The sequence below is a fragment of the Pseudomonas sp. UBA1879 genome, assembly GCF_002338065.1.
Taxonomy (GTDB): Bacteria; Pseudomonadota; Gammaproteobacteria; order Pseudomonadales; family Pseudomonadaceae; genus Aquipseudomonas.
Genome location: NZ_DDHJ01000013.1, coordinates 122343 through 146274, shown reverse-complemented (window position 1 = coordinate 146274; position 23932 = coordinate 122343). Strand labels below are relative to the sequence as shown.

Here is a 23932-nt window from a genome sequence, read left to right as displayed (position 1 = left end):
TCGCGGGCAAGCGCGCTCCTGACATTCGATCATCAGGTAGCTGCTTGCTACACCCATTTCCCCGCTGGCACGCTTCCTGCTCTCTTTTCATGAAGTAATCACTTCACGAAAAGGCCGAGACACTCGGTAACAGATAGGGAAGGCGAGATGAGCGAGCCCAAGGTCGCGGGAGAGCGGACCGTGACGCTTCAAGTCAACGGACAAGCAACGTCCGTCACGGCCATGGCGGACACCCCGTTGCTACTGGTCCTGCGCAATGACTTGGCACTCAACGGACCGAAATACGGCTGTGGCTTGGGCGAGTGCGGCGCCTGCACGGTGATCATCGACGGGGTGGCGGCGCGGTCCTGCGTGTTCCCGCTGGCCGGCGCCGAAGGGCGGGAGATCACCACCCTGGAAGGCATCGGTTCCCGAGCGTGCCCGCATCCGGTGCAACAGGCGTTCATCGACGAGCAGGCCGCGCAGTGCGGTTACTGCATGAACGGCATGATCATGACTGCCAAAGCCTTGCTCGACCGCAACCCGCACCCCACCGAGGCACAGATCCGCAACGAGCTCTCGGCCAATCTGTGCCGCTGCGGCACCCACCTCGAAATCCTTCGCGCGGTCATGCGGGCCGCTCGTCACTCGCTTTGAACCGGATACCCCTATGACCCAGACCACGCCCACTCGCGATTCCCTTCTGGCCAAAAACGGTGTTCTGTTGATCGTCGATGACATCCTGCCGCCGTCCGGTCCCGTCGCCAAAGGCGGTACGCCGACGGTCAAGCCCAAGGAGCTGGGGCTGTTCATCGCCATCGATCAGGACGACACGGTTTACGCTTTCAACGGGCATGTCGACCTCGGCACCGGCATTCGCACATCGCTGGCGCAGATCGTCGCCGAAGAACTCGACCTGCGCATGGATCAGGTGACCATGATCCTCGGCGACACCGAGCGAGCGCCAAATCAAGGCGCGACCATCGCCAGCGCCACGCTGCAGATTTCAGCGATCCCGCTGCGCAACGCCGCTGCCGAAGCCCGCCGCTATCTATTAAATGCAGCGGCGCAACGTTGGGGGATGGGCGCGGACACGCTGGTCATCGAAAACGGCGTGATCACGGCCCCCGACGGTCGCAGCAGTCGCTTCGGTGAACTGCTGACCGACCAGCACATCGAGTTGCGCATTTCCGGTGACGCACCGCTCAAGCGTCTCGAAGACTACAAGCTGGTGGGCACCGTCGCACAAAGGGTGGACATTCCGGGCAAGGCTACTGGGGAGCTGACCTACGTTCACGACATGCGCCTGCCCGACATGCTTCACGGTCGTGTCGTGCGCCCGCCGTACGCCGGGTACGACACGGGCGAATTCGTCGGCACCAGTCTGTTGGGTGTTGACGAGTCTTCCATCGCGCACATCCCTGGGATCGTGCGGGTCGTGGTGAGTGGGGATTTCATCGGCATCGTCGCGATGCGTGAAGAACAGGCCGCCAAAGCCGCCAAAGAACTGCAGGTCAGTTGGAAGCCCTGGCAGCATCTGTTGCCGGACATGAGCGATGTCGAGCAGGCGATTCGTGACAACCCTCATGTGCAGCGGGTGGTGCTGGACAAGGGCAATGTAGATGAAGCCCTGAGCAACGCCAGCGAACGGATGACCCGCAAATATCTGTGGCCCTACCAGATCCACGGCTGCATCGGACCCTCTTGCGGGCTGGCGGACTACAGCGAAGACAGCATCCGGATCTGGTCCGGTACGCAAAACCCTCACATGCTGCGCGCTGATATCGCCTGGCTGCTGGAATACCCGGAAGAAAAGATCGAGATCATCCGCATGGAAGCGGCGGGGTGCTATGGCCGTAATTGCGCCGATGACGTCTGTGCCGACGCGGTCTTACTGTCCAAAGCCGTGGGTCGACCGGTGCGCGTGCAACTGACCCGCGAGCAGGAACACGCATGGGAGCCCAAAGGCACTGCGCAACTGATGGAAGTGGATGGCGGCCTGACCCGCGAAGGCGACATTGCCGGTTACGACTTCACCACCAGCTACCCGTCCAACAATTCGCCGACGCTGGCGTTGCTGTTGACCGGGCGCGTCGAGCCGGTGCCAGTGATGTTCGAGATGGGCGATCGCACGTCCATTCCGCCTTACGACATCGAGCACATGCGGGTGACCATCAACGACATGGCGCCCATCGTCCGCGCCTCGTGGATGCGCGGCGTGTCGGCGCTTCCCAACACCTTCGCTCATGAATCCTACATCGACGAACTCGCTTTCGCGGCAGGCGTCGATCCCGTCGAATACCGCCTGCGCTATTTGCACGACGAGCGCGCCTCGGAGCTGGTCAAGGCCACCGCGGCCCGTGCCGACTGGTCGCCGCGTACCCAGCCGATGCAAACCCCGGAAGAAGACGGTGTACTGCGCGGTCGAGGATTCGCCTACGCCCGTTACATCCACAGCAAGTTTCCCGGCTTCGGCGCGGCGTGGGCGGCGTGGGTCGCGGACGTGGCGGTGGACAAACACACCGGCGATGTGTCTGTGACGCGGGTGGTGATTGGTCACGACGCGGGCATGATGGTCAACCCGGCCGGGGTCCAGCACCAGATTCACGGCAACGTGATTCAGTCCACCAGCCGCGTGCTCAAGGAGCGGGTGACCTTCGAGGAATCGACCATCGCCAGTCAGGAGTGGGGTGGTTATCCGATCCTGACGTTCCCGGAGGTGCCCAAGGTCGACGTCATGATGATGCCCCGTCAGGCCGAACCGCCGATGGGGGCAGGGGAGTCGGCGTCGGTGCCCAGCGCCGCCGCGATTGCCAACGCCATTTACGACGCCACGGGCATTCGTTTCCGCGAGCTGCCGATCACAGCGGAGCGGGTATTGGCGGCACTGAAAACCGCTGGCAACGACGCCAGCCAAAACCCGCCGGAATCGCCGAAAGCCAAACGCTCGAAATGGCTGTTCGGCTCGTTGTTCGCCGCGTTCGGCGCGGTGCTGGGGGTGGCGGCGACGGCATTGCCCTGGCGCGCCGAGATCGCGCCGATAGCACCGCCAAGCGCGGGCACCTGGTCCGCCGCGACCCTGGAGCGTGGTCGATTGTTGGCGTCGGCGGGGGATTGCGCGGTTTGCCATACCGCCCCTGGCGGCGTGAAAAACGCGGGCGGCCTGGCGATGCAAACCCCTTTCGGCACTTTATATAGCAGCAACCTCACGCCGGATCCCGAAACGGGCATCGGCAACTGGTCCTATCCGGCGTTCGAACGGGCGATGCGCGACGGCATCAGTCGCGATGGCAAACACCTGTATCCGGCGTTTCCCTACACCGCGTTCCGAAATATCGACGATGCCGACATGCAGGCGCTGTACGCCTATCTGATGTCGCAAACCCCGGTCAAACACGTGCAGCCGGCCAACGCCATGCAGTTCCCGTTCAATATGCGGCCGTTGATGGCGGGCTGGAACGCGCTGTTTCTGCGCAAGGGCGAGGTGCAGGCCAAGCCTGAGCAAAGCGCACAGTGGAATCGCGGGCAGTACCTGGTCAACGGATTGGGCCACTGCGCTGCCTGCCATTCGCCCCGCAACCTGATGGGCGCGGAGAAGGGCGGGGCGTCGTTTCTGGCGGGCGGAATGGTCGACGGCTGGGAGGCGCCCGCGCTCAACAGCCTGTCGAAATCGCCGACCCCGTGGACTGAAGATCATCTGTTCAATTACCTGAGCTCGGGCTATTCCGATGCCCATGGCGTCGCGGCTGGGCCGATGGGGCCGGTGGTCTCGGAACTGGCGAAGTTGCCGAAATCGGATGTGCGAGCGATCGCAGTGTACCTGGCTTCACTGAATGGCGGCGTTGATGCGGCACCCGCGACGGGGTCGTCAGCAACGCCCGCGCCGACCGCTCAAGCGAGGGTTTCAGCCCAGGCGTTGAGCAATGGCCAACGGGTGTTCGAGGGGTCGTGTCAGGGTTGTCACGCCGATGGCTTGGGGCCGACATTGTTTGGCGTGAGACCTTCGTTGGCCAACAACACCAACGTCCACAGCGCGCTGCCGGACAATCTGATCAAAGTGATTCAAAAGGGCATCTCCAACCCGGCCACCCCGGATTTGGGCTACATGCCGGGTTTCAAGGACAGCTTGAGCGACACGCAGATCAGCGATCTCTCAGCCTACCTGCGTAACCGCTTCGCGCCGAACGAACCACAGTGGACGGGATTGCAGGAGAAAGTGGCGTACCTCAAGGCCAATCCCGGAAGCCATTGAATCAGCACCCGTGTAGGAGTGAGCGTGTTCGCGATAGCGGTGCGTCAGTCACGGCTATTTCGCTAAACACCGCCTTATCGCGAGCAAGCTCACTCCTACAAATGGTGGCGTGATTCCGGCACTCGCACGGACTACGCCCGGCACCCATTGATGCATGTTCCTGTTGTAGGAGCGTGGCTTGTCCCGCGATCGCGCCTGGGTCGCGTAGGTCGGTATATGCGGTGTATCAGGCATACAGCGTCGTCCGGTTTTGCGACGGGTTCCCCGCCGATCGCGGGACAAGCCACGCTCCTACAGCTTGCGCGTCAAGCTGTGGCGCAGCCCCTTCGCGCCGAACGAGCCGCAGTGGACGAGGTTGCAGGAGAAAGTGGCGTACCTCAAGGCCAATCCCGGAAGCCATTGACAATTGGGCCGGCTCCCACAAAGGGCGCATGACCGGCGAAGGATTTCAGCAATGAGGCACCGCTTCAATCCAACACCCTCACACCCCGCACCACCAGATCCTGAATGAACGCCAGCCAGTCCTGTCGCTCCTCCTGCGCCGCCATGTCCTGGCCTAGAAACGATGTCAGGGTGTGGAGGTTGGAGTTATAGAAGTAGCAGAGCGAGGCGATCATCAGGTAGACGTGCTTCAGGTCCACATCATGGCGAAACAGCCCCTGTTGCTGGCCGGCTTCGATGATCGGCCGCAGCACGCCCACGGCTTCGCCGGACAGCCTGCGCAACTCGCTGGACTGCCTGGCATGCTTGCCTTTGTGCAGGTTTTCAATGCTCAGGATGGCGACGAATTCCGGGTGGCTCACGTAGTACTCCCACACGAACGCCACCAGTTGGCGCAAGGTTTCCACCGGCGTTGAGGGGTCGAGGTTGAGCGTGCTTTCGGCCTGATTGAAACGCTCGTAGGTATTTTCCAGCACCTTGACGAACAGCTTCTCCTTGCTGCCGAAGTAGTAATAAATCATCCGGTCATTGGATTCGGCCTCGGCGGAAATCTTCTCGATGCGCCCGCCTGAATAGCCGTCGCGAGTGAAGACCGTGATCGCCGCCTTGAGAATGCGCGCGCGGGTTTCTTCGGCTTGTTGCGCGCGGATGCCGGTGCTCTTGCTCATGAGGCCTAGAGGATCCGGTACAGTAGACGTTCGACCCGCACCCGGCTGACCCGGCGCAGAAACGTCCGCACCCCAGTCGGGTATTCGCTGAGGGTGTCCAGTTCATCGAACTTGCCGACGCGGTGGGTATTGCGCATCAGCAGGTCGATCTCCTCGGCGCGGGGTTTCAGCCACTCGCCCTTGGGGTCGTCGATCAGGATGGCGTTTTCCAGATCGAGCTGAAAAGCGCGGGGGTTGAGGTTGTTGCCGGTGAGCACGGTGTAGCGCTCGTCTGACCACAGGCCCTTGAGATGGAAAGTGTTGTCGGCATCCTTCCAGAGATGAATGTTCAGATGATGCCTGGCGACGGCGGTTTGATGCTTCTGCATGAAACGCCGCAGGCTGATTTCGTACAAGTACGGCAGCGCCGAAATGACCTTGAACGGCTCCTGCGGCGGGATGAAAAAGTCGTTGGCGGTTTTGTCGCCGATGATGATGTCGATCTTCACGCCACGCTTGAGCGCCCGGTTGATCTCGCGCTTGACCACCAGCGGCATGTTGAAATATGGCGTGCACAGCGTCAGTTGATCGCGGGTCGCGGCGATCAGGTCGCACAGCACCTTGCTGAGCGGGTTCTTGTTGCCGATGCCCAGCAAGGGAATCAGGCGCAGCTTGCCGTTTTCGCGGACGCCTTCGTTCACGTCGTAACTGGCGCGTTTGAGGTGCTGACGGAACTGCCGGATTTCGCCACGAATGCTGCGTGATGCGGGCGGCGACGGCAGGTCCAGGCGATGCACGGCGTCGGAGGGCAGGATGTCTTTCTGCACCAGACGCTGGAACGTGTCGGCCAGGTCCTTGTTTTCCAGCAGTTGATAGCGGTCCAGCCGGTATTTGCCGAGTTTGTGCAGGTAAACGTTGTTGATGCTGGCGCCGGTGTAGATCACGCAGTCATCGACCACGCTGCCCTTGAGGTGCAACACGCCAAACAACTCGCGAGTTTGAACGGGTACGCCGTAAATCGGTACTTCCTGATCGTGTTCGAGGTTTTGCGCCTGATACCACGCCGAGTTGCCCGCTTGTTTGCCCGCGCCGATCAGCCCGCGTTGTGCGCGGAACCAGTCCACCAGCACCACGATGTCCAGCTCTGGCCGGGCGGCCTTGGCGGCATAGAGCGCGTCGAGGATTTCCTGACCGGCTTCGTCCTGTTGCAGATACAGCGCGACGATGTAGATGCGCCGGGTCGCCGTCGCGATTTTTTCGAGCAACGTGCGGCGATAGTCGGCAGCACTCGGCAGAAGGGTGATGGCCGCGCTGGACGATTCGAAGCCGCGCAGCGCTGCAAGGGTAGAACGTCGGAAGGGAGCCCGCATAAGCCTCTCGATGGATCGAAATCAACAGCGCACGAGCTTACACCAGAGTGCGCCTCAAGGTGCTTTTGGCAGCGGAATCGGAGACTTGTTCAGCAAAATATCAGCCAGTGGGCGCCGAGCGCGACTGGGATTGAATGCCACGATCCACGCTGTGGGAGTGCGCAAGCTCACTCCCACAGGCGGTCACGCGCCTTGTTGTCTGGCGCTGATCATCAGAAATCGATGGTGCCGGAGAACTTCACCAACCGCGGATCGCCTTGGGTCAGGTAGCCGCCATTGGCCGACGCCCAGTAATCCTTATTGGCGATGTTTTCGACGTTCACCCGCAGGGTCACGTCTTTCTGCGCGACCTTGAATGCATAGCGCGCGCCCGCGTCGAAGCGGTTCCAGGTCGGCAGGCTCAGGGTGTTGCTCGGGTTGGCATACTGCCCGCCGGTGCGCAGGAAACGCGCGTTGAGCGCCACCCCTTGCAAGCCCGGCACGTCCCAATCGACGTTGGCGTTCATCTGGAAGGTCGGGACGCCCACCGCATGATTGCCATCGTTGGTGCCGCCCGCGGTGTCTTCCAGCTTCGACTCCATGCGCGTGGCACCGCCCAGCAGACGCAGGCCGTCCAGAGGTTCGCCGAACACGCTGAACTCGACACCGCGGTTGACTTGCATGCCTTCGCGCACGAATACGTTGCCTTCGATAAAGCCATCGGCAGGCTTTTCGATGCGGAATGCCGCCAGATTGGCACCGAACGTGCCGGTGTCCAGTTTGATGCCGGCCTCGTATTGCTTGGTGCGCCCCGGCGGGAAGCTCTGCCCGATGTTCACCACGTTGCCACTGGCCGTGGGGCCTTGGGCAAGGCCTTCGATGCGGTTCGCATAGAGCGATACCGTGTCAGTGGGCTTGTAGACGATGCCGTACACCGGCGTGGTGATGCCGTCGTCGTAAAGCGACGTGCGAGCACCGCTGTTCACGTTGTAGTTCTCGACTCGCAGCTGTTGACGACGAACGCCGTAGGTCAGCAACAGCGAGTCGTCAAATAGGCCGACGGTGTCCGACAGCGCGAGACTGCGATTGCGCGTTTTGCCGGCCAGGTCCGGATCGCCCAAATCACCACCGACCAGGGTCGGTGTGCCTGGCTTGGCGATCGCCGGGGTGGTGTAGATATTGGTCGGCGCGCTGTTATAGAAGATGTAACCGTTTTCCTGACGGGTCCAAATGCTCGCCGCGCCCAGCGCGATCTGATGGCTGAGCGGCCCGGTCTGGAACCGGCCATTCACACCGGCCATGACCGTGCCGTTGTCCTCGTTGTGGTTGGTATCGGAAGCGCTGATCGTGCCATTGCCCGTGGCAGCATTGGTCAGAACGGGCGTGCCATACACACCGGTTTCGCGGGTGTGCTTGCCGCCACCGGCCAGGTAGGCCGTCCAACTGTCGCTGAGGTCGTATTCCGCGCGGACCATTCCGAAGGTGTCTTCGGTTTCCTGATGGCTCCAGTCCTGCCCGTAGTTATGGTCCGAATCCGGGGCGTGGGGAATGCTGGTCAGCGCGCTGCCCAACCGCACGTTATTGCGCAGGTGATTGATTCGCTCCTTCTGGTAGCCGAAATCAGTGGAAATCCGGAATCGGTCTCCTTGGTAGTCCAGGCCAGCAATGAACAGCTTCGAGCGCTGATCCATGTCGTCGATGGCGGTTTCGCCTTCGCGCTGACTCAAGTTCAGCCGCGCGCCGAAACGGTTCTCCTCACCAAAGCGCTGGCCGACGTCCAGATGCTCGCCGACGCGACCGTCGGTGGAGATGTCCTGGGTGTAGCGACGTGTCGGGATGTCCTCAGCGCGTTTGGGTTGCAGGTTGACGCTGCCGCCCAGGCCGGTGCCGGTCGGGCTGGCGCCGTTGAGAAACGCATTAGGCCCTTTGAACACCTCGACCCGTTCTACCGAATCGACAGAGATGATCTGCCGAGGCAATACGCCGTAGAGCCCGTTGAAGGAAATATCGTCGCCGTTGAGCGGCAGCCCGCGAATCACGAAGGCTTGGGACTGGTTGCCGAAGCCGCCGGACATGCGCACCGAAGGGTCGTTGAGCAACACATCGCCGACGTTCTCCGCACCTTGATTCTCGATCAGCTTCGAGGTGTAGCTGGTCATGGTGAACGGGACGTCCATGTTGTCCTGGTTGCCCAGCACCCCCATCTGCCCACCGCGCGCGACCTGACCGCCCGCGAATTCCTCGGGCAAGGCGCTTGGCGTCTGTTTGATGGCTTGCGCATCGACGGCGGTGGCGCCCAGTTCGATGGCCTGGTCGGCGGCATAAGCGCTGACACTGACCGAGCAGCACAGCGCGAGCAGGGTAGGGCGAGAAGGGAGGCGTAAGGCCATGGGAAGCTTCCTGTAGATATCGAGTCTGCGAAAAGCCTCCCTGGCAATGCGAATGTTTCTTCGGCGCAGATGCTAGCAGGAAGTGATTGCGAATTGTTATCACTGGTGACGGGTTTTTTTACATTTTTTTCACATTCGCGGTTTAGACCTTCAGCACTAACTTCCCATGGTTTTCGCCTTTGAACAGCATTTGCAGGGTTTCAGGAAAGGTCTCCAGGCCTTCGACGATGTGCTCCTTGCTCTTCAGTTTGCCTTGTGCCAGCCAGCCGGCCATTTCAATGCCGGCTTTGGCGAAGTGCTCAGCGTGATCCATCACCACAAAACCTTCCATTCGCGCACGATTGACCAGCAGCGACAGGTAATTGGCCGGCCCTTTGACCGCTTCCTTATTGTTGTACTGGCTGATCGCGCCGCAGATCACCACGCGTGCCTTCAAGGCCAGGCGGGTGAGCACCGCGTCGAGGATGTCGCCGCCCACGTTGTCGAAATACACGTCCACGCCTTTCGGGCACTCGCGTTTCAGCGCCGCATGGATGTCTTCGTTTTTGTAGTCGATGACGCCGTCAAAGCCGAATTCGTCGATCAGTGTCTGGCATTTCTCCTTGCCCCCGGCGATCCCGATCACGCGGCAGCCTTTGATTTTGGCAATCTGTCCGGCGACGCTGCCCACCGCGCCCGCTGCGCCTGAAATGACAACCGTGTCGCCTTCTTTTGGCTGTCCCACTTCCAGCAACGCGAAGTAGGCCGACATGCCGGTCATGCCCAGCGCGGCCAGGTACACCGGCAATGGCAGCAGCTTCGGATCGACCTTATGAAACCCTTTGGGGTCACCCGCAAAATAATCCTGAACCCCCAACACGCCTTGAACGTAATCGCCGACCGCGAACGCGGGATTTTGCGATTCGATGACCTTGCCCACCCCCAACGCGCGCATAACGTCGCCCAGGCCGACCGGTGCGATGTAAGACTTGCCTTCATTCATCCAGCCACGCATGGCGGGGTCCAGCGACAGGTATTCGTTCTTCACCCGCACTTGCCCCGGCGTCAGCTCGGCCACGGGCACGGTTTGGTAGGTGAAATCGTCACGGGTCGCAGGGCCTGTAGGGCGTCGGGCGAGCAAGAATTGGCGATTGGTGAGAGCAGTCATGGCAGCGTCCTGATGCGAGTTGAAACGCCAGTGATAGACCCGCAGCCGCATCCCCACAAGCAAAGCCCTTGCAGCGAATGCGCGTCGATCCATTCAAATGATGCAGCGACAGCGCTTTATCACTGCCAACCATGATCCCGTAACCGGGGCCTTGATAGTGCTGATGCATGCGCCACACCCCTCGCTAAACTGGCCCGACACGGTCTGCATAACCCCATAACAAAAGGATCATTTCATGAGCATGACGTTTTCCGGGCAGGTGGCACTGGTCACCGGCGCAGCGGCGGGTATTGGCCGGGCCACTGCGCTGGCCTTCGCGAAGGAGGGTTTGAAGGTCGTCGTGGTGGATCTGGACCATGCTGGCGGGGAGGAGACTGTTGAGTTGATCCGTCAGGCTGGAGGTGAAGGGCTGTTTCTGCCCTGTGACGTCACTAAAGAGGCGCAAGTGCAGCAGATGATGCTCAAGGCAGTCGAGGTGTTTGGCCGCGTCGATTATGCGTTCAACAACGCCGGGATCGAGATCGAGAAAGGCCGCCTGGCCGAGGGCAGCGAGGCCGAATTTGACGCGATCATGGGCGTCAACGTCAAAGGTGTCTGGCTGTGCATGAAGTATCAGTTGCCGCTGATGCTGGCCCAGGGCGGCGGCGCGATCGTCAACACCGCGTCAGTGGCAGGATTGGGTGCAGCGCCGAAAATGAGCATCTACGCGGCATCGAAACATGCGGTCATCGGTTTGACCAAATCGGCGGCCATCGAATACGCCAAAAAGCGCATCCGGGTCAACGCGGTGTGCCCCGCAGTGATCGACACCGACATGTTCCGCCGTGCCCACGAAGCCGACCCGCGCAAAGCCGACTTCGCTGCCACGATGCACCCGGTCGGGCGCATCGGCACCGTCGAAGAAATCGCCAGCGCCGTCCTGTACCTGTGCAGCGACGGCGCAGCGTTCACCACCGGTCATTCCCTGGCGGTGGACGGCGGCGTAACGGCGTTTTGATTACACCCCTTTCCACGCTGCGAATCCTGGGAGACGCCGGAGGCACGACGGGAGCGATGGCGTCTAAGCAGTCAGTGCTGGGTTGTCCGACACACCGCCTTCGCCAGCAAGCCGGCTCCCATCGGGTCTGGGTTCGCTACACCCCTGCATGACATGCTGATGTTGGATGTGGGAAGCCGGCTCCTACCGGGTCTGGGTTCGCTACACCGCTGCGTGACACGCCGATGTTCGGTGTGGAAGCCGGCTTCGGGGCGAATGGATTGTTGAACCGCTAAATCTCTGTCGCCTGGAACACAGCCCTCGCGGGCAAGCCGGCTCTCACTGGGTCTCGGTTCGCTATACCGCTGCGTGACACGCCGATGTTCGTGTGGGAGCCGGCTTGCTGGCGAATGGATTGTTCATGCGCTGCATCTCCATTGCCTGAACCACTGTCATCGCGGGCAAGCGCGCTCCTACAGGTCAAGCGTCAATCACAGCTCTCCGTCACGGCGCAAATCCTGTAGGAGACGCCGGAGGCACGACGGCAGCGATGGCGTCGGGGCAGTCAGTGATAGGTTGTCCTACACACCGCCTTCGCCAGCAAGCCGGCTCCCACCAGGCCTGGGTTTGCCACACCGCTGCGTGACATGCTGATGTTCGGTGTGGGAAGCCGGCTCCTACCGGGTCTCGGTTCGCTATACCGCTGCGTGACACGCCGATGTTCGTGTGGGAGCCTGCTTGCTGGCGAATGGATTGTTCATGCGCTGCATCTCCATTGCCTGAACCACTGTCATCGCGGGCAAGCCCACTCCTACAGGTCAAGCGTCAATCACAGCTCTCCGTCACGCCGCAAATCCTGTAGGAGACGCCGGAGGCACGACGGCAGCGATGGCGTCGGGGCAGTCAGTGATAGGTTGTCCGACACACCACCTTCGCCAGCAAGCCTACCTACTCCCATCGCGTATGGGTTCACCACACCGCTGCGTAACAAACCAATGGTCAGCAGTCTCATGCTTGCAGCTTGCAGCTCACCCTTCCAAAGCCTTGAGCAGTGTCTTGCCGGTGTTCAGCAATTCCGCCTTGAGCTTATCATCCGACACAGCACGCGACAGGCCGATCGCGCCAACCAGCGCACTCATCGCCAGCAACGCCTGGGCGCGTTTTTTGGCGGGTTGCTTGCTGGTGGTCAGTGTGGCGATCACGGCCAATTCGTTCTGCAATTCTCGGGTGTACAGGTCCCGCACAGCCTCGCTGCTGCGGGCCACGTCATTCATGACCGCCGCCAGTGCGCAGCCTGAGCCGGGGCTGTTCAGATGGCGCTCGCTGAGATAACTCTCGACAAAATCTGCCAATTGCAGCGTCGAATCAGGCGCAGTGTAGGGCTCGAGTTTTTTCGCGCGTTTGTCGAAGGCACTTTGCAGCGCTTCCTCCACCAGTTTTTCCCGTGATTCGAAGTGCTTGTAGAAGCCGCCCCCGGTGCGCCCCGCTTCCTTCATCAAATCGGCGACACCGATCCCGTTCAGCCCCACCTCACGGAAACGCTCGGCGGCCAGGTTGACGATGTGTTCATGAATGACGGCTTTCTCCGCCTGCGAGCGCGACATGGAATTCTCCGGTGGGCGTTTTTTCAACAGGATATGGAAAGCGATCATACGCCAAATGTTCGAGTGCGTATGTCGTGCCAGGCAGGCGTCGATCGGCGCATTTTTCCGCAGTAAGTATTCAGCTAAGCTGCAGGAGCTCTTCACCTCCAGGACGCGTCGATGGAACACCTGTGGTTTGCTTACCCCTTAATCAGCGCGTCCGTACTGTTGGTCATCGACCTGGTGCTCTGGCAGTGGCTGCCGCCGCGCTTTTTGCGGCGCAAATTGGCATGCCGACTGCTGCTGTTCGTCCTGTTCAGCATGGCCCTGCTCGACGGCGGATTGAGCCCGTTATACCCCGTGCCCGGGGAGTGGACGGTGGCTCGTCACGTGCTGGGGACGATTCTGACCATCGCGTGGTGGCTGTTCGGTGCCCGCGCCCTGACAGTCTTTGCCGTGGTGGTGATGGAGCCGCGCATCGGCGGCAAGGGGCACCTGCTGCAAGACGTCATGGGCGCGATCATCTTCCTGGTCGCCGTGGTAGCGGCTGCCGCGTACGTGCTGGACCTGCCGGTCAAGGGCCTGCTGGCGACGTCCGGCGCCGTGGCGATCATCCTCGGCCTTGCGGTGCAAAGTACGTTGGGCGACGTTTTTTCCGGCATCGTCCTCAACGCCACCAAACCCTATCGCGTCGATGACTGGATTCGCGTCGACGACATCGAAGGCAAGGTCATCGAAATCGACTGGCGCTCCACCCACCTGCTGACCTCCGAGGGCAGCATGGCGGTGATTCCCAATTCCATGGCGGCCAAGACCCGCATCGTCAATTTCAGCCGCCCTGACCACTTTCATGCCGTCACCCTGAGCCTTGAACTGCCGACCCGACTGCGGCCCAGCATCGTGCTCGACTCGCTCGACAAGGCCATCCTCGGCTGCCGGGAGTTGTTGACGACCCCCAAAGCCTCGGCAGTGGTGGTCAAGACCGGGCTGCGCAGCGTCGAATACGAAGTCACCGGTTACGTGAAATCCCGCGACCGACGCTCGGCGGTGCGCAATCAGCTGTATGACCTCATTCATCGCCAACTCGCGGCCACTGAAACCCGACTCGATCAGTCACGGCCCGCCACCCGCCAGTCCGCCGTGCTGAATACCGTGGGGGCGTTGCGCATGCTCAGCGATGAAGACCGCGCCCAGCTCGAACAGCACATGCATTTGGGCGCCTACGGGGCCAAGGACGTGGTGCTCGCAGAGGGCATCGTGCCCGACGCGCTGTACATCATCGAATCGGGTGTGTTGTCGGTGTCCATTCAACGGCCGGACGGCTGGATGGAAATCGGCCGCATGGGGCCGGGAGAGCTGTTTGGCGAGACCGGACTCGTTGACGGCACGCCGACCGTGGGCCGTTTCTGTGCCTTCACCGATTGCATGATTTACCGCATCGACAGGGCCGATCTGGAACCGTGGCTGCACGAACACGGCGAACTGATCGGCGCGCTGGCGGGGCTGATGAAATTCCGCACCAAAGCCCGGGCATCGATATTGGAAACCAAACCGGTCATCACTGACCCCAGCGGTTTCCTGGGCTGGTTGCGCAAGAACGTCACGCGCTTTCAAGTGACGCGCGGACCGGGGGCAGAGGCAGGCCCGACTGACAAGATGAGCTAACGTTTCTTACGCCCGCGGCGTTTATTTCTCCGATCATTTCAGGCATGTCACACGCGGCCCGGCGCCACGGGCCTCTGGATTCAACACAGGGAGTGCTCTAAATTGCCCGCTCATTCGAAAGCCAGTCGAGTCGTTGAAATGCCTGCAGTCCGTCCGACCCTCAACCCCCAAATGCTGCGTGCCGGTGACGCCGTGGCGCTGGTGTCGCCCGCCGGCCCCGTGGCCGAAGCGCGCGTGGAAGCAGCGGTCCGCGAATTGTCGTCCTGGGGGCTTCGGCCTCGGGTGTATCCCCATGCGTTGGAGGCCGAGCATTTCCTGGCGGGCAGCGACGACCATCGCGTCGCGGACCTGAACGATGCGCTGGCGGACCCGGAGATCCGCGCTGTGCTCTGCACACGGGGCGGCTATGGCGTTCAACGGATCCTTGCCCGCGTGGACTACGACGCCGTGCGCAGAGACCCGAAGCTGGTGGTGGGTTTCTCTGACATCACCGCGCTGCATGCCGCATTGTGGGCCCACACCCGACTGGCGACCGTTCACGGCCCGGTTGCTGCGCAGCTTGAACGAGGAGGGCTGTTCGCCAGCACCCTTCGGCATGCGCTCATGACCCCTGAACGCTTTGTGGTGGAAGCGGACCCTGATGAGCCGACCTTCAGCGTTCGTACATCGGGGATCGCCCACGGTGTCCTGCTCGGCGGCAACCTGAGCATGCTCAGCACCTGCATCGGTACACCGTTCCTGCCTGAACTCGACGGGGCGATCCTGCTGATCGAAGACGTCGGTGAGCTGGCCTATCGCGTGGATCGCCTGCTGACTCATCTGGGCAATGCCGGCGTCCTCAAGGGCCTGGCAGGCATCGCGATCGGCCAGTTCAGCGAACCGGGGCACGGCAACAACGCCATTCGCCCGCCCGACGTGTTGCGTGAGCGCCTCGGCAACCTGGGCATTCCAGTGCTGGGCGGGCTGTCCATCGGCCACGGTGATCGAAATCACGCCGTGGGATTGGGCTGTCCTGCCACGCTGGACGCCGACTCGGGCACATTGGTAGTGGCCTCCGCCGTCCGCTGAACCTGGACGCCAGCGCGCGTTACCGGCGCAGGTCTGTCACCCCATGCCCGGTTTTGCTCCCCCTTGGCGCGTTACCTTTCGTCGCATTCGCCCTTCATTCGAGGGGTGATCAAGGGGTTTGCGCCTGCTGAAGCGCCGCGGCAGGCCGATAACTATTCTGGAAGCGACGTCGGCGTAGCTATTTGCCATTATTCCGACGTCAAATTCCCGTTTGGCCTCCGATCTGTTGCGACTCTGCACGAAAATTGTATGGCCGTGCTGGGCATGGCCTCGCTGTGTGCCTCTTTTGAGCTGTCACTGGGGATTGAACATCATGATTTCGGCCGTGCAATCGCGTTTCGCCAACCTTGGAATGGCGAAGAAACTGGGTATCGGGTTCTTCCTCGTCCTGCTGCTGACTGCGGTGGTGGCGGCGATCGGCGTCTGGTCGCTGCGCTCGATCAGCGTGCACTTCGACAGCCTCAAGGAAATGACCGCACTGAATACCGGCCTTAGCCGCGTTCGTCTGCTGGAGCAAGACTACGCCCTCCACAGCGATCCCAAAGTGGTCGAACAACTCCATGCCGGACTTGACGCCCTTACGGCCCTGGCCGAACAGCTCAAGGCCGGTTCTGGGGGCAACCAGCAGGTCATGGGGCAGGTTCAGCAAGCACTGGCCGCCTACCGCAAATCGTTCGATGAATTCGTCAGCATCAGTCAGAGCAAGGACCTGGCGCTGGAAATGGCCAGTTGGTCGGTCTCCAGCGTGGCCAACAACCTTGACGTTCTGCAAGCGGGGCTGGCGGACGACGGGGCGTATAGCCTGAAGGATTCTCAAGGTCAGCAGGGCGCGGATGTGATCGAACAGTCCGGCCAGGTGGGCCAGATTTCCAAGCTGATGATGCAGGCCATGGACGAGGCGCGCGTACGTCTCGACAAGAGCCGCAAGACCGGCGCGGGCGAAGAGGCCAAGACCGGCAAGATCGAACAGGCCGTGCAGGCACAGGAACTGGCCGAGCAGCTCAAAGGGGTCATCAAGGATTCCGGTTATCTCACGGTACTGACCGAAGTCAGCGGTCACATCTCCAACTTCAGCGACAAACTCAACGAATACACCGGGTTGCTGGCTGACGAGGCCAAGGTCTCGCAGCAACTGGCGGCCAACGCGAAAACCGTGATGCAACAGGTCAATCAGGCGTACGACGCCGAGGACCAGTCGATGCTGGGCGAGTTGAAAGCCAATTCGCTGAAGATCATCGGCTCGTCGGTCCTGGCGCTGTTCGTCGGCCTGATCGCCGCAGTCGTCATCACCCGTCTCATCGTCGCGCCGCTGCGCAGTGTGATCGCGATTGCCCGACGCATTGCGGCCGGCGACTTGAGCGGCCATGTGCAGGTCACGCGCAAGGACGAAATCGGTCAGTTGATGCAGGCCATGCAGCAAATGGGTGCGGGCTTGAGTGGCATCGTCAGTGGTCTGCAAGCGGGCATCGAGCAGCTGGCGACTTCGGCGCATTCGCTGTCCGCCGTGACCGAACAAACCAATCTGGAAGTCAGCACCCAAAAGGAAGAAACCGAGCAAGTGGCCACGGCCATGAACCAGATGACGGCGACCGTGCACGATGTCGCGCGCAATGCCGAAGAGGCGGCACAGGCTGCTCAGACCGCTGACGGGAAGGTGGACAGCGGTCAGGCGGTGGTGCGCCAGAGCATGCAGCGCATCGAACAACTGGCGACGTCCGCCAATTCGGCCAGCCACACCATCGAAAACCTGAGCGCCGAAATCCAGAACATCGGCAAGGTGCTGAGCGTCATCAAGAGCGTCGCTGAACAGACCAACCTGCTGGCGCTCAACGCCGCCATCGAAGCCGCCCGGGCAGGCGAGCAGGGCAGGGGCTTTGCCGTGGTCGCTGACGAAGTGCGGGCGCTGGCCAAGCGCACTCAACAGTCAACCGAGGAAATCGAGCGGCTGGTGACCCGCCTGCAAAGCGGAGCGCAGGCATCGGTGGCGCAGATTCAAAGCAGTGGTGAACTGGTCAAGCTCGCGGTCAGCGATGCGCTCCAGACCGAAAGCGCATTGGGCAGCATTGCCGCTGCAGTGTCGTTGATTCAACAGATGAACCAACAGATCGCTGCGGCGGCAGAAGAGCAGAGTTCGGTGGCCGAGGAGATCAACCGCAGCGTCACCAGCATTCGCGCCAGTGCCGATCAGTCCGCCTTGGCGATGCAGGGCAACGCAGCGTCCAGCATCGAACTGGCGTCGTTGGGAATGGAATTGAAGGGGATGGTAGGGCATTTCCGGCTGTGAGCCTGATGAGCCGCGCTATCCGGAACCTGTAGCCGCACGGCTTGCCGCTGGTGGTGATTTCAGAGACTGGCGCTAACCCCTATGGAAGCCGGCTTGCTGGCGAAAGCGGTGTATCAGTCAAGTCATCTATGGCTGAACCAGCGCACTCGTCGGAACGCCGACCGCAGCAAGCCAACTCCCACCGTCAGCGTTTGCCTCTCAACCGCATTGTCGCTCAGGCTTTGCGGTAGTTGAGAATCACCAACGTCAACACCCCCGCCACGATCCCCCAAAACGCCGAACCAATGGAAAACAACGTCAGCCCCGACGCGGTGACCATGAACGTGATCAACGCTGCTTCGCGTTCCTTGGGTTCGTTCATCGCCACGGTCAGGCCATTGATGATCGAGCCGAACAGCGCCAGCGCCGCGATCGACAACACCAGTTCCTTGGGAAACGCCGCGAATAGCGCCGCCAGCGTCGCCCCGAAAACCCCGGCAATGGCGTAGAACACCCCGCACCAGATCGCAGCGGTGTAGCGCTTGCTACGGTCTTCGTGGGCGTGCGGGCCGGTGCAGATGGCCGCACTGATCGCCGCCATGGTGATGCCATGGGCGCCGAACGGTGCGGTGATCAGCGAGATCAACCCGGTGGCGCTGATCAGCGGCGAGGCGGGTACTTGATAGTCATCGGCGCGCAACACGGCGATGCCCGGCATGTTTTGTGAAGTCATGGCGACGACGAACAGTGGAATGCCAATGCTGATGGTCGCGCCCAGTGTGAACGATGGCGTGGTCCAGACGGGGACCGCGACTTCCAGGTTGAAGCCGCTGAAGTTCAGCATCCCCAGCATGGCCGACAGCGCTACGCCCACCAGCAGCGTGACCAGCACGGCGTAACGCGGCGAGAAGCGCTTGACGATTAGGTAGGTGAAAAACATCCCCAGCACCAGGCCGGTACGGTGCTGGGCGGCGACGAAGATTTCGCTGCCGATCTTGAACAGAATCCCGGCGAGCAATGCCGCTGCCAGTGACGTCGGCAAGCGTTTGACCAGTTTTTCAAAACTGCCGGTGACGCCGCAGATGAACACCAGCAACGCGCTGGTCATGAAGGCGCCGATGGCTTCGGGGTAGGCCACATGGCCGAGACTGGTGATCAGCAGCGCCGCCCCTGGCGTGGACCAGGCCACGGTGATCGGCGAGCGATAACGCAGCGACAAGCCGACGCTGCACAGCGCCATGCCCATGAACAGCGCCCAGATCCACGAGGAAATCTGCGCTGACGTCAGCCCGGCCGCTTGCCCGGCCTGAAAGATCAGCACCAGTGAGCTGGTGACGCCGGTCATCATCGCGATGAAGCCCGCAACGATGGCCGAGGGCGAGGTGTCGGCGAGCGGGCGCAGCGGGGTGTGGGTCGCGTCAGTCATGCGGTCGATCCTGGGAGCGGCAAGGTGAACGAATCAGCAAGCCTATACGCAGTTGTCACATCTCGTTGCGATACAGCCGTAAACGCATTGATCGGCACAGTTCGACGCGGTGCGCTGCCGTTCGCTTACCACCCTGCAGCAGCGAACCCGTGCGCGCGAATGCATTCGCCAGACGGCGGTACAACCGCTGAGTTAGCCGCGGTTCAATGTCTTGCCCAGCGCTTGATTCACCGCCAGCCAGCCGTCCACCGCGTCTCGTCCTGCCTCTTGAAACACTTTCTGCAGCAGTTTCACCTGTTCGCGGCGCAATGATTCCTCGAACTTCGCACCTTCTGCTGTCAGTGCCAGCAGGCGTTTGCGCTTGTCGTCTTCGCTGGCGACGCTCAGCACCAATTCCATTTCCACCAACTGGCGCAAGGGTGTGTTCAGCGCCTGTTTGCTCACCCCCAGCACCCCAAGCAATTCCTTCACGCTCAACCCCGGATAGCGGGCGATGAAAAACACGATGCGCTGGTGCACCCGGCTGAGCCCCCGACGGTCGAGCATTTCATCGGCTTTCGCGGTGAACGCCTGATAGCCGTAGAAAAACGCTTCCATGGCGATCTGTTGCGTCGATGAATTTTTAAGGTCAAGCATATTGACGTATCCATCTGAGGCATCGTAATTTCGGTCAAGCAGTTTGACGTATTTCCATTTATTTCCGCCAGTGGTGATCTCATGGCATTTTCTGAACGCGTCACCCGTTTGAAGAGTTCGCTGATCCGCGAAATCCTGGCCGCTGCCCAGCGCCCGCAGATGATGTCGTTTGCCGGAGGCCTGCCGGCCGAAACCATGTTGCCCCACAGCGAATGGTCCGACATGCCACGCAGCATGGGGCAGTACGGCATGAGCGAAGGTGAGCCGCCGTTGCGTGAAGCCTTGGCCGCCCAAGCCAGGGCTTTGGGCATCGCCTGCGATGCAAGCCAGGTGATGATCGTCAGCGGCTCGCAACAGACCCTGGACCTGGCCGCCAAGTTGTACATCGACAAGGGCACGGAGATTCTCCTGGAAGGACCGACCTACCTCGCGGCGTTGCAGATCTTTCAGCTGTTCGGCGCGGATTGCCTGACCGTCCCGCTGCAGGCGGAAGGGCCGGACATCGACGTTTTGCGCCAACGCCTGGAGCAGCACACCCCGTCATTCGCTTACCTGATTCCCACGTTCCAGAACCCGTCCGCCGTGCGCTACAGCGAATCGGCGCGGGACGCTGTGGCGGCGTTGCTCGATGAATTCGGCGTGACCCTGATCGAAGACGAACCCTATCGCGACCTGACTTTCGATGGCGGCAGCGCCAGACCCATCGTCAGCCGGTTGCAGAAGGCCAGCTGGATCTACACCGGCACCGTGTCGAAAACCCTCATGCCCGGGTTGCGGGTCGGTTATCTGATCGCCTCGCCCGATCTGTTCCCGCATTTGCTGAAACTCAAGCAGGCTGCCGACCTGCACACCAATCGCGTCGGACAGTGGCAGGCCTTGCAGTGGATCGGCAGTGAGCCGTACGCGCGGCACCTTGTCGAGTTGCGGGATTTCTACCGAACCCGGCGCGATCAGTTCGAGGCGGCTTTGCAGCGGCATTTCAGTGATCTGGCCGACTGGAACAGTCCGCAAGGGGGCCTGTTTTTCTGGCTGACGCTCAAATGCAAGCTCGACACCCGCACCCTGCTCGACACGGCGCTGGCGCAGAACGTGGCCTTCATGCCGGGTGAGCCGTTTTTCACCGATCCGGACGCCAATCCCGGCTACCTGCGCCTGAACTTCAGCCATATCGACCCGGCACGGTTGGACGAAGGTTTGAAGCGTCTCGCCCAGGTCATCAGACAGGCACAACGGGCACTCGCGGCCTGATACCTTACGCAAGCACCAACGCAGCAACGAGGGGAGAGCAGACGATGTACACGGTTTACGGCGACTACAACTCAGGCAACTGCTACAAGATCAAGCTGATGCTTCACCTGCTCGGCGCGCAATACCAATGGGTGCCCGTGGACATTCTCAACGGTGAGACCGAGACCGAAGTGTTTCTGGCCAAAAACCCCAACGGCAAGATTCCCGTGCTGGAGTTGGAAGACGGCACCTGTCTGTGGGAATCCAATGCGATCCTCAATTTCCTGGCCGAAGGTACGCCCTTTTTGCTGACGGAGCCGCGCTTGCGCACGCAAATGTTGCAGTGGCAGTTCTTCGAGCAATACAGCCATGAGCCGACCATTGCCGTGGCGCGGTTCATCCAGTTTTATCTGGGCCTGCCTCAGGAGCGTCTGGAGGAATACCGCTCGCTGCACAAGCGCGGTTACAAGGCTTTGAAAGTCATGGAGCAACAGCTGTTGCGCACGCCATTTTTGGTGGGCGAACAATTCTCCATCGCCGACATCGCCTTGTACGCCTACACACACGTGGCACACCAAGGCGGCTTTGACCTGACGCAATTCCCGGCCATTCAGGCCTGGTTGACGCGGGTTCAGCAACAACCTGGCTATGTCGGCATGCTGGACTGACCGTTCACGAAAGAAAAAACCGGCACTGGCAGCAGTGGCCGGTTTTTTTGTGTCTGACGGTTGTGCCCGGTCAAGGTGAGTCATGCCTTTGGTGGTTAAGCTGCCGGGCCATTATTCAAAAGAAGGGAGACTTCGATGCGCTACATGATGATAGCGGTGGGTATGTTCATGGCGTTGGGCATTGGCTGTTCGGCTCAGGCCGAAGATTGCGATTCGACCCAAGCGGCGATGAATCAATGTGCGAGCAAGCAATACAAGGCGCTGGACGATGAGTTGAACACGCAATACAAGGCCCAGATGAATTACCTGACGACGCCCGCGCGCAAGAAAGCGTTGCAGGAGGCCCAGAAAAAATGGATCGCCTTTCGTGATGCCGATTGCCAGTACCAGGTCGGCAAGCGTGAGGACGGTGGCAGCCTGTGGCCACTGTCCCAGGCCCAATGCCTGACTGAACACACCAAAGTGCGTGTGGATCAGCTCAAGGCGTACACGGCGTGTCGGCAGGAAGGCTGCCCGCGCTGACGTTCTCGGTGCAACACCTGTCAGCGCGTGGCGTGTCCCGTGATCTGCCGTGCAACAGAACGGCAGTGAAATCGGGCGAAGAGATGGAACGGCGTGGGCGTCAGCTTGCTCGCGAAAGCGCCTGAATGACGCGCTGACAATACGTTGACTGCGCCGTTTTATTCGTGGGCAAGCTCACTCCCACCGGCGTGTTGCCAGCCAACAGGCCGTGTCGGGACTGCGCATCAGGCTTCAATCAAACCGACGAAAAGCGCTGATTCAGGTAATCGATGATCACCTTGGATTCATACATCCACACCGTCTTCCCGGCTTCTTCGATGCGCAGGCACGGCACTTTGATCTTGCCGCCCTCATTGAGCAGGGTCTGGCGATCGAGTTCGTTGTTTTTTGCGTCGCGCAACTCAACCGGCACATTCAACCGGCGCAAGGTGCGGCGGGTTTTCACGCAGAAGGGGCAAGCGTTGAACTGATACAGCGTCAAGTCTTGGGCCGAAGCGTCCACGGCGGCCTGCGCCTCGGGCGAACGTTTTTTCTTGCTCGGACGGGTCAGGAAGTCGGCCAGAATGACCACCTGGCCGAGGCCGACCCTCAGTGCTTTCATCAACATGCGTGAAACCTCGCGGCCGCAACCGTCGTCGCGGCGCTTCAGAACGCCCGGATCACTTGATCAGGCTAAGGAACTCGGTACGGGTGGCGGCATTCTCACGAAACTCGCCGAGCATCACTGAGGTGATCATCGACGAATTCTGCTTCTCGACACCGCGCATCATCATGCACATGTGCTTGGCCTCGATCACCACCGCCACGCCCAAAGCGCCGGTCACTTGCTGAACGGCTTCGGCGATCTGCCGGCTGAGGTTTTCCTGAATCTGCAGGCGACGGGCAAACATGTCGACAATGCGGGCCACCTTCGACAGCCCCAGCACCTTGCCGCTCGGAATGTAGGCCACATGCGCCTTGCCAATGAACGGCAGCAGGTGATGCTCACACAGCGAATACAGTTCGATGTCCTTGACCAGCACCATCTCGCTGTTGTCTGAGCTGAACAGCGCGCCGTTGGTGACTTCTTCCAGCGTCTGCTGATAGCCGCGGCAAAGGTACTGCATGGCTTTGGCCGCACGTTTCGGGGTGTCGAGCAGGCCCTCGCGGGAGACGTCTTCGCCAAGTTGACCAAGAATCTCGGTGTAGTTCTGTTCCAGTGTCACAGGGGTGTGTTCCGTGTGGGTTCAAAGAAACGCAGGGCAGAAGGCCTGCAAAGGCGCACATAGTAGCTTAGCTCGGCGGGGAGGAGTAAGGCGGGTGACCGACAAACCTGCGGCACGTCGCCGCCTGGATCGAGCACGCGGCACCTTTACCTAACCTTTACCGAGCGCCTATGTCGAAATGTGTCGGTCCGGTGTCTGAACGTATGGGTAAACGATGCCCGGATGAAGAGAGTGAATCTATGTTGAGCCGAATTGCGAAAATCGCGCTGATTATCGCCCTGACGTCGTCGGTTTCGGGCTGTTTCTTCGGTCCCGGTTGGGGGCGTCACGGCGGTGGGTGGCATGACCACCGGCATTTCGACGGTGGCCCAGGACCGGGCTATTACCATCGCTGATCGGGCTGAAGCGCTTCCGGGCCAGATGCCGGGATCTCGACCGCCCTAGGCCAAAAGCCGCGACTGGAGGGAATCCTCGTCGCGGCTTTTTTG

At 61.1% G+C, this 23932-nt stretch carries 18 protein-coding genes and 1 pseudogene; 10 read left to right on the top strand and 9 right to left on the bottom strand.

The genetic code is table 11. The features are described from left to right. Window positions 1-147: 147 nt before the first annotated feature. Both B3N48_RS12615 and B3N48_RS12610 read left to right on the top strand, forming a co-directional pair. Window positions 148-636 (top strand): (2Fe-2S)-binding protein, encoded by a 489-nt coding sequence (locus tag B3N48_RS12615; RefSeq protein ID WP_296184051.1) that lies wholly within the window; start codon window positions 148-150, stop codon window positions 634-636. Window positions 637-649: 13 nt separating this feature from the next. Further along, the gene (locus B3N48_RS12610) at window positions 650-4231 is read left to right on the top strand and encodes a molybdopterin cofactor-binding domain-containing protein (protein ID WP_296184050.1); all 3582 of its coding nucleotides are present in this window, start codon (window positions 650-652) and stop codon (window positions 4229-4231) included. Between the two features lie 467 nt (window positions 4232-4698). Here B3N48_RS12610 and B3N48_RS12605 read toward each other — a convergent pair whose 3' ends face one another. The 4 genes from B3N48_RS12605 to B3N48_RS12590 form a co-directional block, all read right to left on the bottom strand. Continuing rightward, window positions 4699-5340 (bottom strand): TetR family transcriptional regulator, encoded by a 642-nt coding sequence (locus B3N48_RS12605; protein ID WP_296184049.1) that lies wholly within the window; start codon window positions 5338-5340, stop codon window positions 4699-4701. Between the two features lie 5 nt (window positions 5341-5345). Continuing rightward, complete coding sequence (pssA, locus tag B3N48_RS12600) at window positions 5346-6689, bottom strand: CDP-diacylglycerol--serine O-phosphatidyltransferase (protein WP_296184048.1); 1344 nt, start codon at window positions 6687-6689, stop codon at window positions 5346-5348. Between the two features lie 212 nt (window positions 6690-6901). After that, window positions 6902-9058, bottom strand: coding sequence for a TonB-dependent receptor (locus tag B3N48_RS12595; protein ID WP_296184047.1), 2157 nt, complete (start codon window positions 9056-9058; stop codon window positions 6902-6904). Window positions 9059-9200: 142 nt separating this feature from the next. Beyond that, window positions 9201-10205 (bottom strand): NADP-dependent oxidoreductase, encoded by a 1005-nt coding sequence (locus B3N48_RS12590; RefSeq protein ID WP_296184046.1) that lies wholly within the window; start codon window positions 10203-10205, stop codon window positions 9201-9203. A gap of 235 nt (window positions 10206-10440) precedes the next feature. Between B3N48_RS12590 and B3N48_RS12585 the strand changes: the two genes are divergently transcribed. Next, window positions 10441-11202 carry an SDR family oxidoreductase gene (locus tag B3N48_RS12585; protein ID WP_296184044.1) on the top strand — a complete coding sequence of 254 codons (762 nt, stop codon included), beginning with the start codon at window positions 10441-10443 and terminating at the stop codon, window positions 11200-11202. 1007 nt (window positions 11203-12209) lie between these two features. Here B3N48_RS12585 and B3N48_RS12580 read toward each other — a convergent pair. Beyond that, the gene (locus B3N48_RS12580; RefSeq protein ID WP_296184043.1) at window positions 12210-12785 is read right to left on the bottom strand and encodes a TetR/AcrR family transcriptional regulator; all 576 of its coding nucleotides are present in this window, start codon (window positions 12783-12785) and stop codon (window positions 12210-12212) included. A gap of 159 nt (window positions 12786-12944) precedes the next feature. Between B3N48_RS12580 and B3N48_RS12575 the strand changes: the two genes are divergently transcribed. The 4 genes and pseudogenes from B3N48_RS12575 to B3N48_RS26895 all read left to right on the top strand — a co-directional run bounded on the left by B3N48_RS12575 (window position 12945) and on the right by B3N48_RS26895 (window position 17781). Next, the gene (locus B3N48_RS12575) at window positions 12945-14429 is read left to right on the top strand and encodes a mechanosensitive ion channel family protein (RefSeq protein WP_296184042.1); all 1485 of its coding nucleotides are present in this window, start codon (window positions 12945-12947) and stop codon (window positions 14427-14429) included. A 138-nt stretch (window positions 14430-14567) separates the two neighbouring features. Beyond that, complete coding sequence (locus B3N48_RS12570) at window positions 14568-15497, top strand: S66 peptidase family protein (RefSeq protein WP_296184041.1); 930 nt, start codon at window positions 14568-14570, stop codon at window positions 15495-15497. A 313-nt stretch (window positions 15498-15810) separates the two neighbouring features. Continuing rightward, a pseudogene (locus B3N48_RS26900) lies at window positions 15811-16920 on the top strand (HAMP domain-containing protein); the annotation flags it as partial. Then, the gene (locus tag B3N48_RS26895; RefSeq protein ID WP_414704233.1) at window positions 16900-17781 is read left to right on the top strand and encodes a methyl-accepting chemotaxis protein; all 882 of its coding nucleotides are present in this window, start codon (window positions 16900-16902) and stop codon (window positions 17779-17781) included. The pseudogene B3N48_RS26900 and the gene B3N48_RS26895, both read left to right, overlap by 21 nt. Window positions 17782-17995: 214 nt before the next feature. Here the strand turns inward: B3N48_RS26895 and B3N48_RS12560 are convergent, their stop codons facing one another. Both B3N48_RS12560 and B3N48_RS12555 read right to left on the bottom strand, forming a co-directional pair. Next, complete coding sequence (locus B3N48_RS12560; RefSeq protein ID WP_296184037.1) at window positions 17996-19186, bottom strand: benzoate/H(+) symporter BenE family transporter; 1191 nt, start codon at window positions 19184-19186, stop codon at window positions 17996-17998. 192 nt (window positions 19187-19378) lie between these two features. Then, window positions 19379-19822 (bottom strand): MarR family transcriptional regulator, encoded by a 444-nt coding sequence (locus tag B3N48_RS12555; protein WP_296184035.1) that lies wholly within the window; start codon window positions 19820-19822, stop codon window positions 19379-19381. Window positions 19823-19903: 81 nt separating this feature from the next. Between B3N48_RS12555 and B3N48_RS12550 the strand changes: the two genes are divergently transcribed. The 3 genes from B3N48_RS12550 (at window position 19904) to B3N48_RS12540 (ending at window position 22239) form a co-directional block, all read left to right on the top strand. Further along, window positions 19904-21070, top strand: a complete 1167-nt coding sequence (locus tag B3N48_RS12550; RefSeq protein ID WP_296184034.1) for a PLP-dependent aminotransferase family protein — start codon at window positions 19904-19906, stop codon at window positions 21068-21070. A gap of 44 nt (window positions 21071-21114) precedes the next feature. Continuing rightward, window positions 21115-21717, top strand: a complete 603-nt coding sequence (locus tag B3N48_RS12545) for a glutathione S-transferase family protein (RefSeq protein ID WP_296184033.1) — start codon at window positions 21115-21117, stop codon at window positions 21715-21717. A gap of 135 nt (window positions 21718-21852) precedes the next feature. Next, a complete protein-coding gene (locus B3N48_RS12540) occupies window positions 21853-22239 on the top strand; it encodes a lysozyme inhibitor LprI family protein (RefSeq protein ID WP_296184030.1) in 387 nt (128 codons plus the stop codon). A gap of 235 nt (window positions 22240-22474) precedes the next feature. Here B3N48_RS12540 and B3N48_RS12535 read toward each other — a convergent pair whose 3' ends face one another. Then, window positions 22475-22846: a glutathione S-transferase N-terminal domain-containing protein gene (locus B3N48_RS12535; protein ID WP_296184029.1), complete on the bottom strand. Its 372-nt coding sequence runs from the start codon at window positions 22844-22846 to the stop codon at window positions 22475-22477. Between the two features lie 52 nt (window positions 22847-22898). Next, a complete protein-coding gene (gene folE, locus B3N48_RS12530; protein ID WP_296184028.1) occupies window positions 22899-23444 on the bottom strand; it encodes a GTP cyclohydrolase I FolE in 546 nt (181 codons plus the stop codon). Between the last annotated feature and the right edge of the window lie 488 nt (window positions 23445-23932).

What these genes read in the sequence shown, in the direction of transcription:
- B3N48_RS12575 (WP_296184042.1), top strand. Translation starts at nt 12,945, where the DNA reads ATGGAACACCTGTGGTTTGCTTACCCCTTAATCAGCGCGTCCGTACTG.
- B3N48_RS12610 (WP_296184050.1), top strand. Translation starts at nt 650, where the DNA reads ATGACCCAGACCACGCCCACTCGCGATTCCCTTCTGGCCAAAAACGGT.
- B3N48_RS12580 (WP_296184043.1), bottom strand. Translation starts at nt 12,785, where the DNA reads ATGTCGCGCTCGCAGGCGGAGAAAGCCGTCATTCATGAACACATCGTC.
- B3N48_RS12595 (WP_296184047.1), bottom strand. Translation starts at nt 9,058, where the DNA reads ATGGCCTTACGCCTCCCTTCTCGCCCTACCCTGCTCGCGCTGTGCTGC.
- pssA (WP_296184048.1), bottom strand. Translation starts at nt 6,689, where the DNA reads ATGCGGGCTCCCTTCCGACGTTCTACCCTTGCAGCGCTGCGCGGCTTC.
- B3N48_RS12615 (WP_296184051.1), top strand. Translation starts at nt 148, where the DNA reads ATGAGCGAGCCCAAGGTCGCGGGAGAGCGGACCGTGACGCTTCAAGTC.
- B3N48_RS26895 (WP_414704233.1), top strand. Translation starts at nt 16,900, where the DNA reads ATGCAGGCCATGCAGCAAATGGGTGCGGGCTTGAGTGGCATCGTCAGT.
- B3N48_RS12570 (WP_296184041.1), top strand. Translation starts at nt 14,568, where the DNA reads ATGCCTGCAGTCCGTCCGACCCTCAACCCCCAAATGCTGCGTGCCGGT.
- B3N48_RS12555 (WP_296184035.1), bottom strand. Translation starts at nt 19,822, where the DNA reads ATGCTTGACCTTAAAAATTCATCGACGCAACAGATCGCCATGGAAGCG.
- B3N48_RS12550 (WP_296184034.1), top strand. Translation starts at nt 19,904, where the DNA reads ATGGCATTTTCTGAACGCGTCACCCGTTTGAAGAGTTCGCTGATCCGC.
- B3N48_RS12540 (WP_296184030.1), top strand. Translation starts at nt 21,853, where the DNA reads ATGCGCTACATGATGATAGCGGTGGGTATGTTCATGGCGTTGGGCATT.
- B3N48_RS12590 (WP_296184046.1), bottom strand. Translation starts at nt 10,205, where the DNA reads ATGACTGCTCTCACCAATCGCCAATTCTTGCTCGCCCGACGCCCTACA.
- B3N48_RS12585 (WP_296184044.1), top strand. Translation starts at nt 10,441, where the DNA reads ATGAGCATGACGTTTTCCGGGCAGGTGGCACTGGTCACCGGCGCAGCG.
- B3N48_RS12560 (WP_296184037.1), bottom strand. Translation starts at nt 19,186, where the DNA reads ATGACTGACGCGACCCACACCCCGCTGCGCCCGCTCGCCGACACCTCG.
- B3N48_RS12545 (WP_296184033.1), top strand. Translation starts at nt 21,115, where the DNA reads ATGTACACGGTTTACGGCGACTACAACTCAGGCAACTGCTACAAGATC.
- B3N48_RS12605 (WP_296184049.1), bottom strand. Translation starts at nt 5,340, where the DNA reads ATGAGCAAGAGCACCGGCATCCGCGCGCAACAAGCCGAAGAAACCCGC.
- B3N48_RS12535 (WP_296184029.1), bottom strand. Translation starts at nt 22,846, where the DNA reads ATGTTGATGAAAGCACTGAGGGTCGGCCTCGGCCAGGTGGTCATTCTG.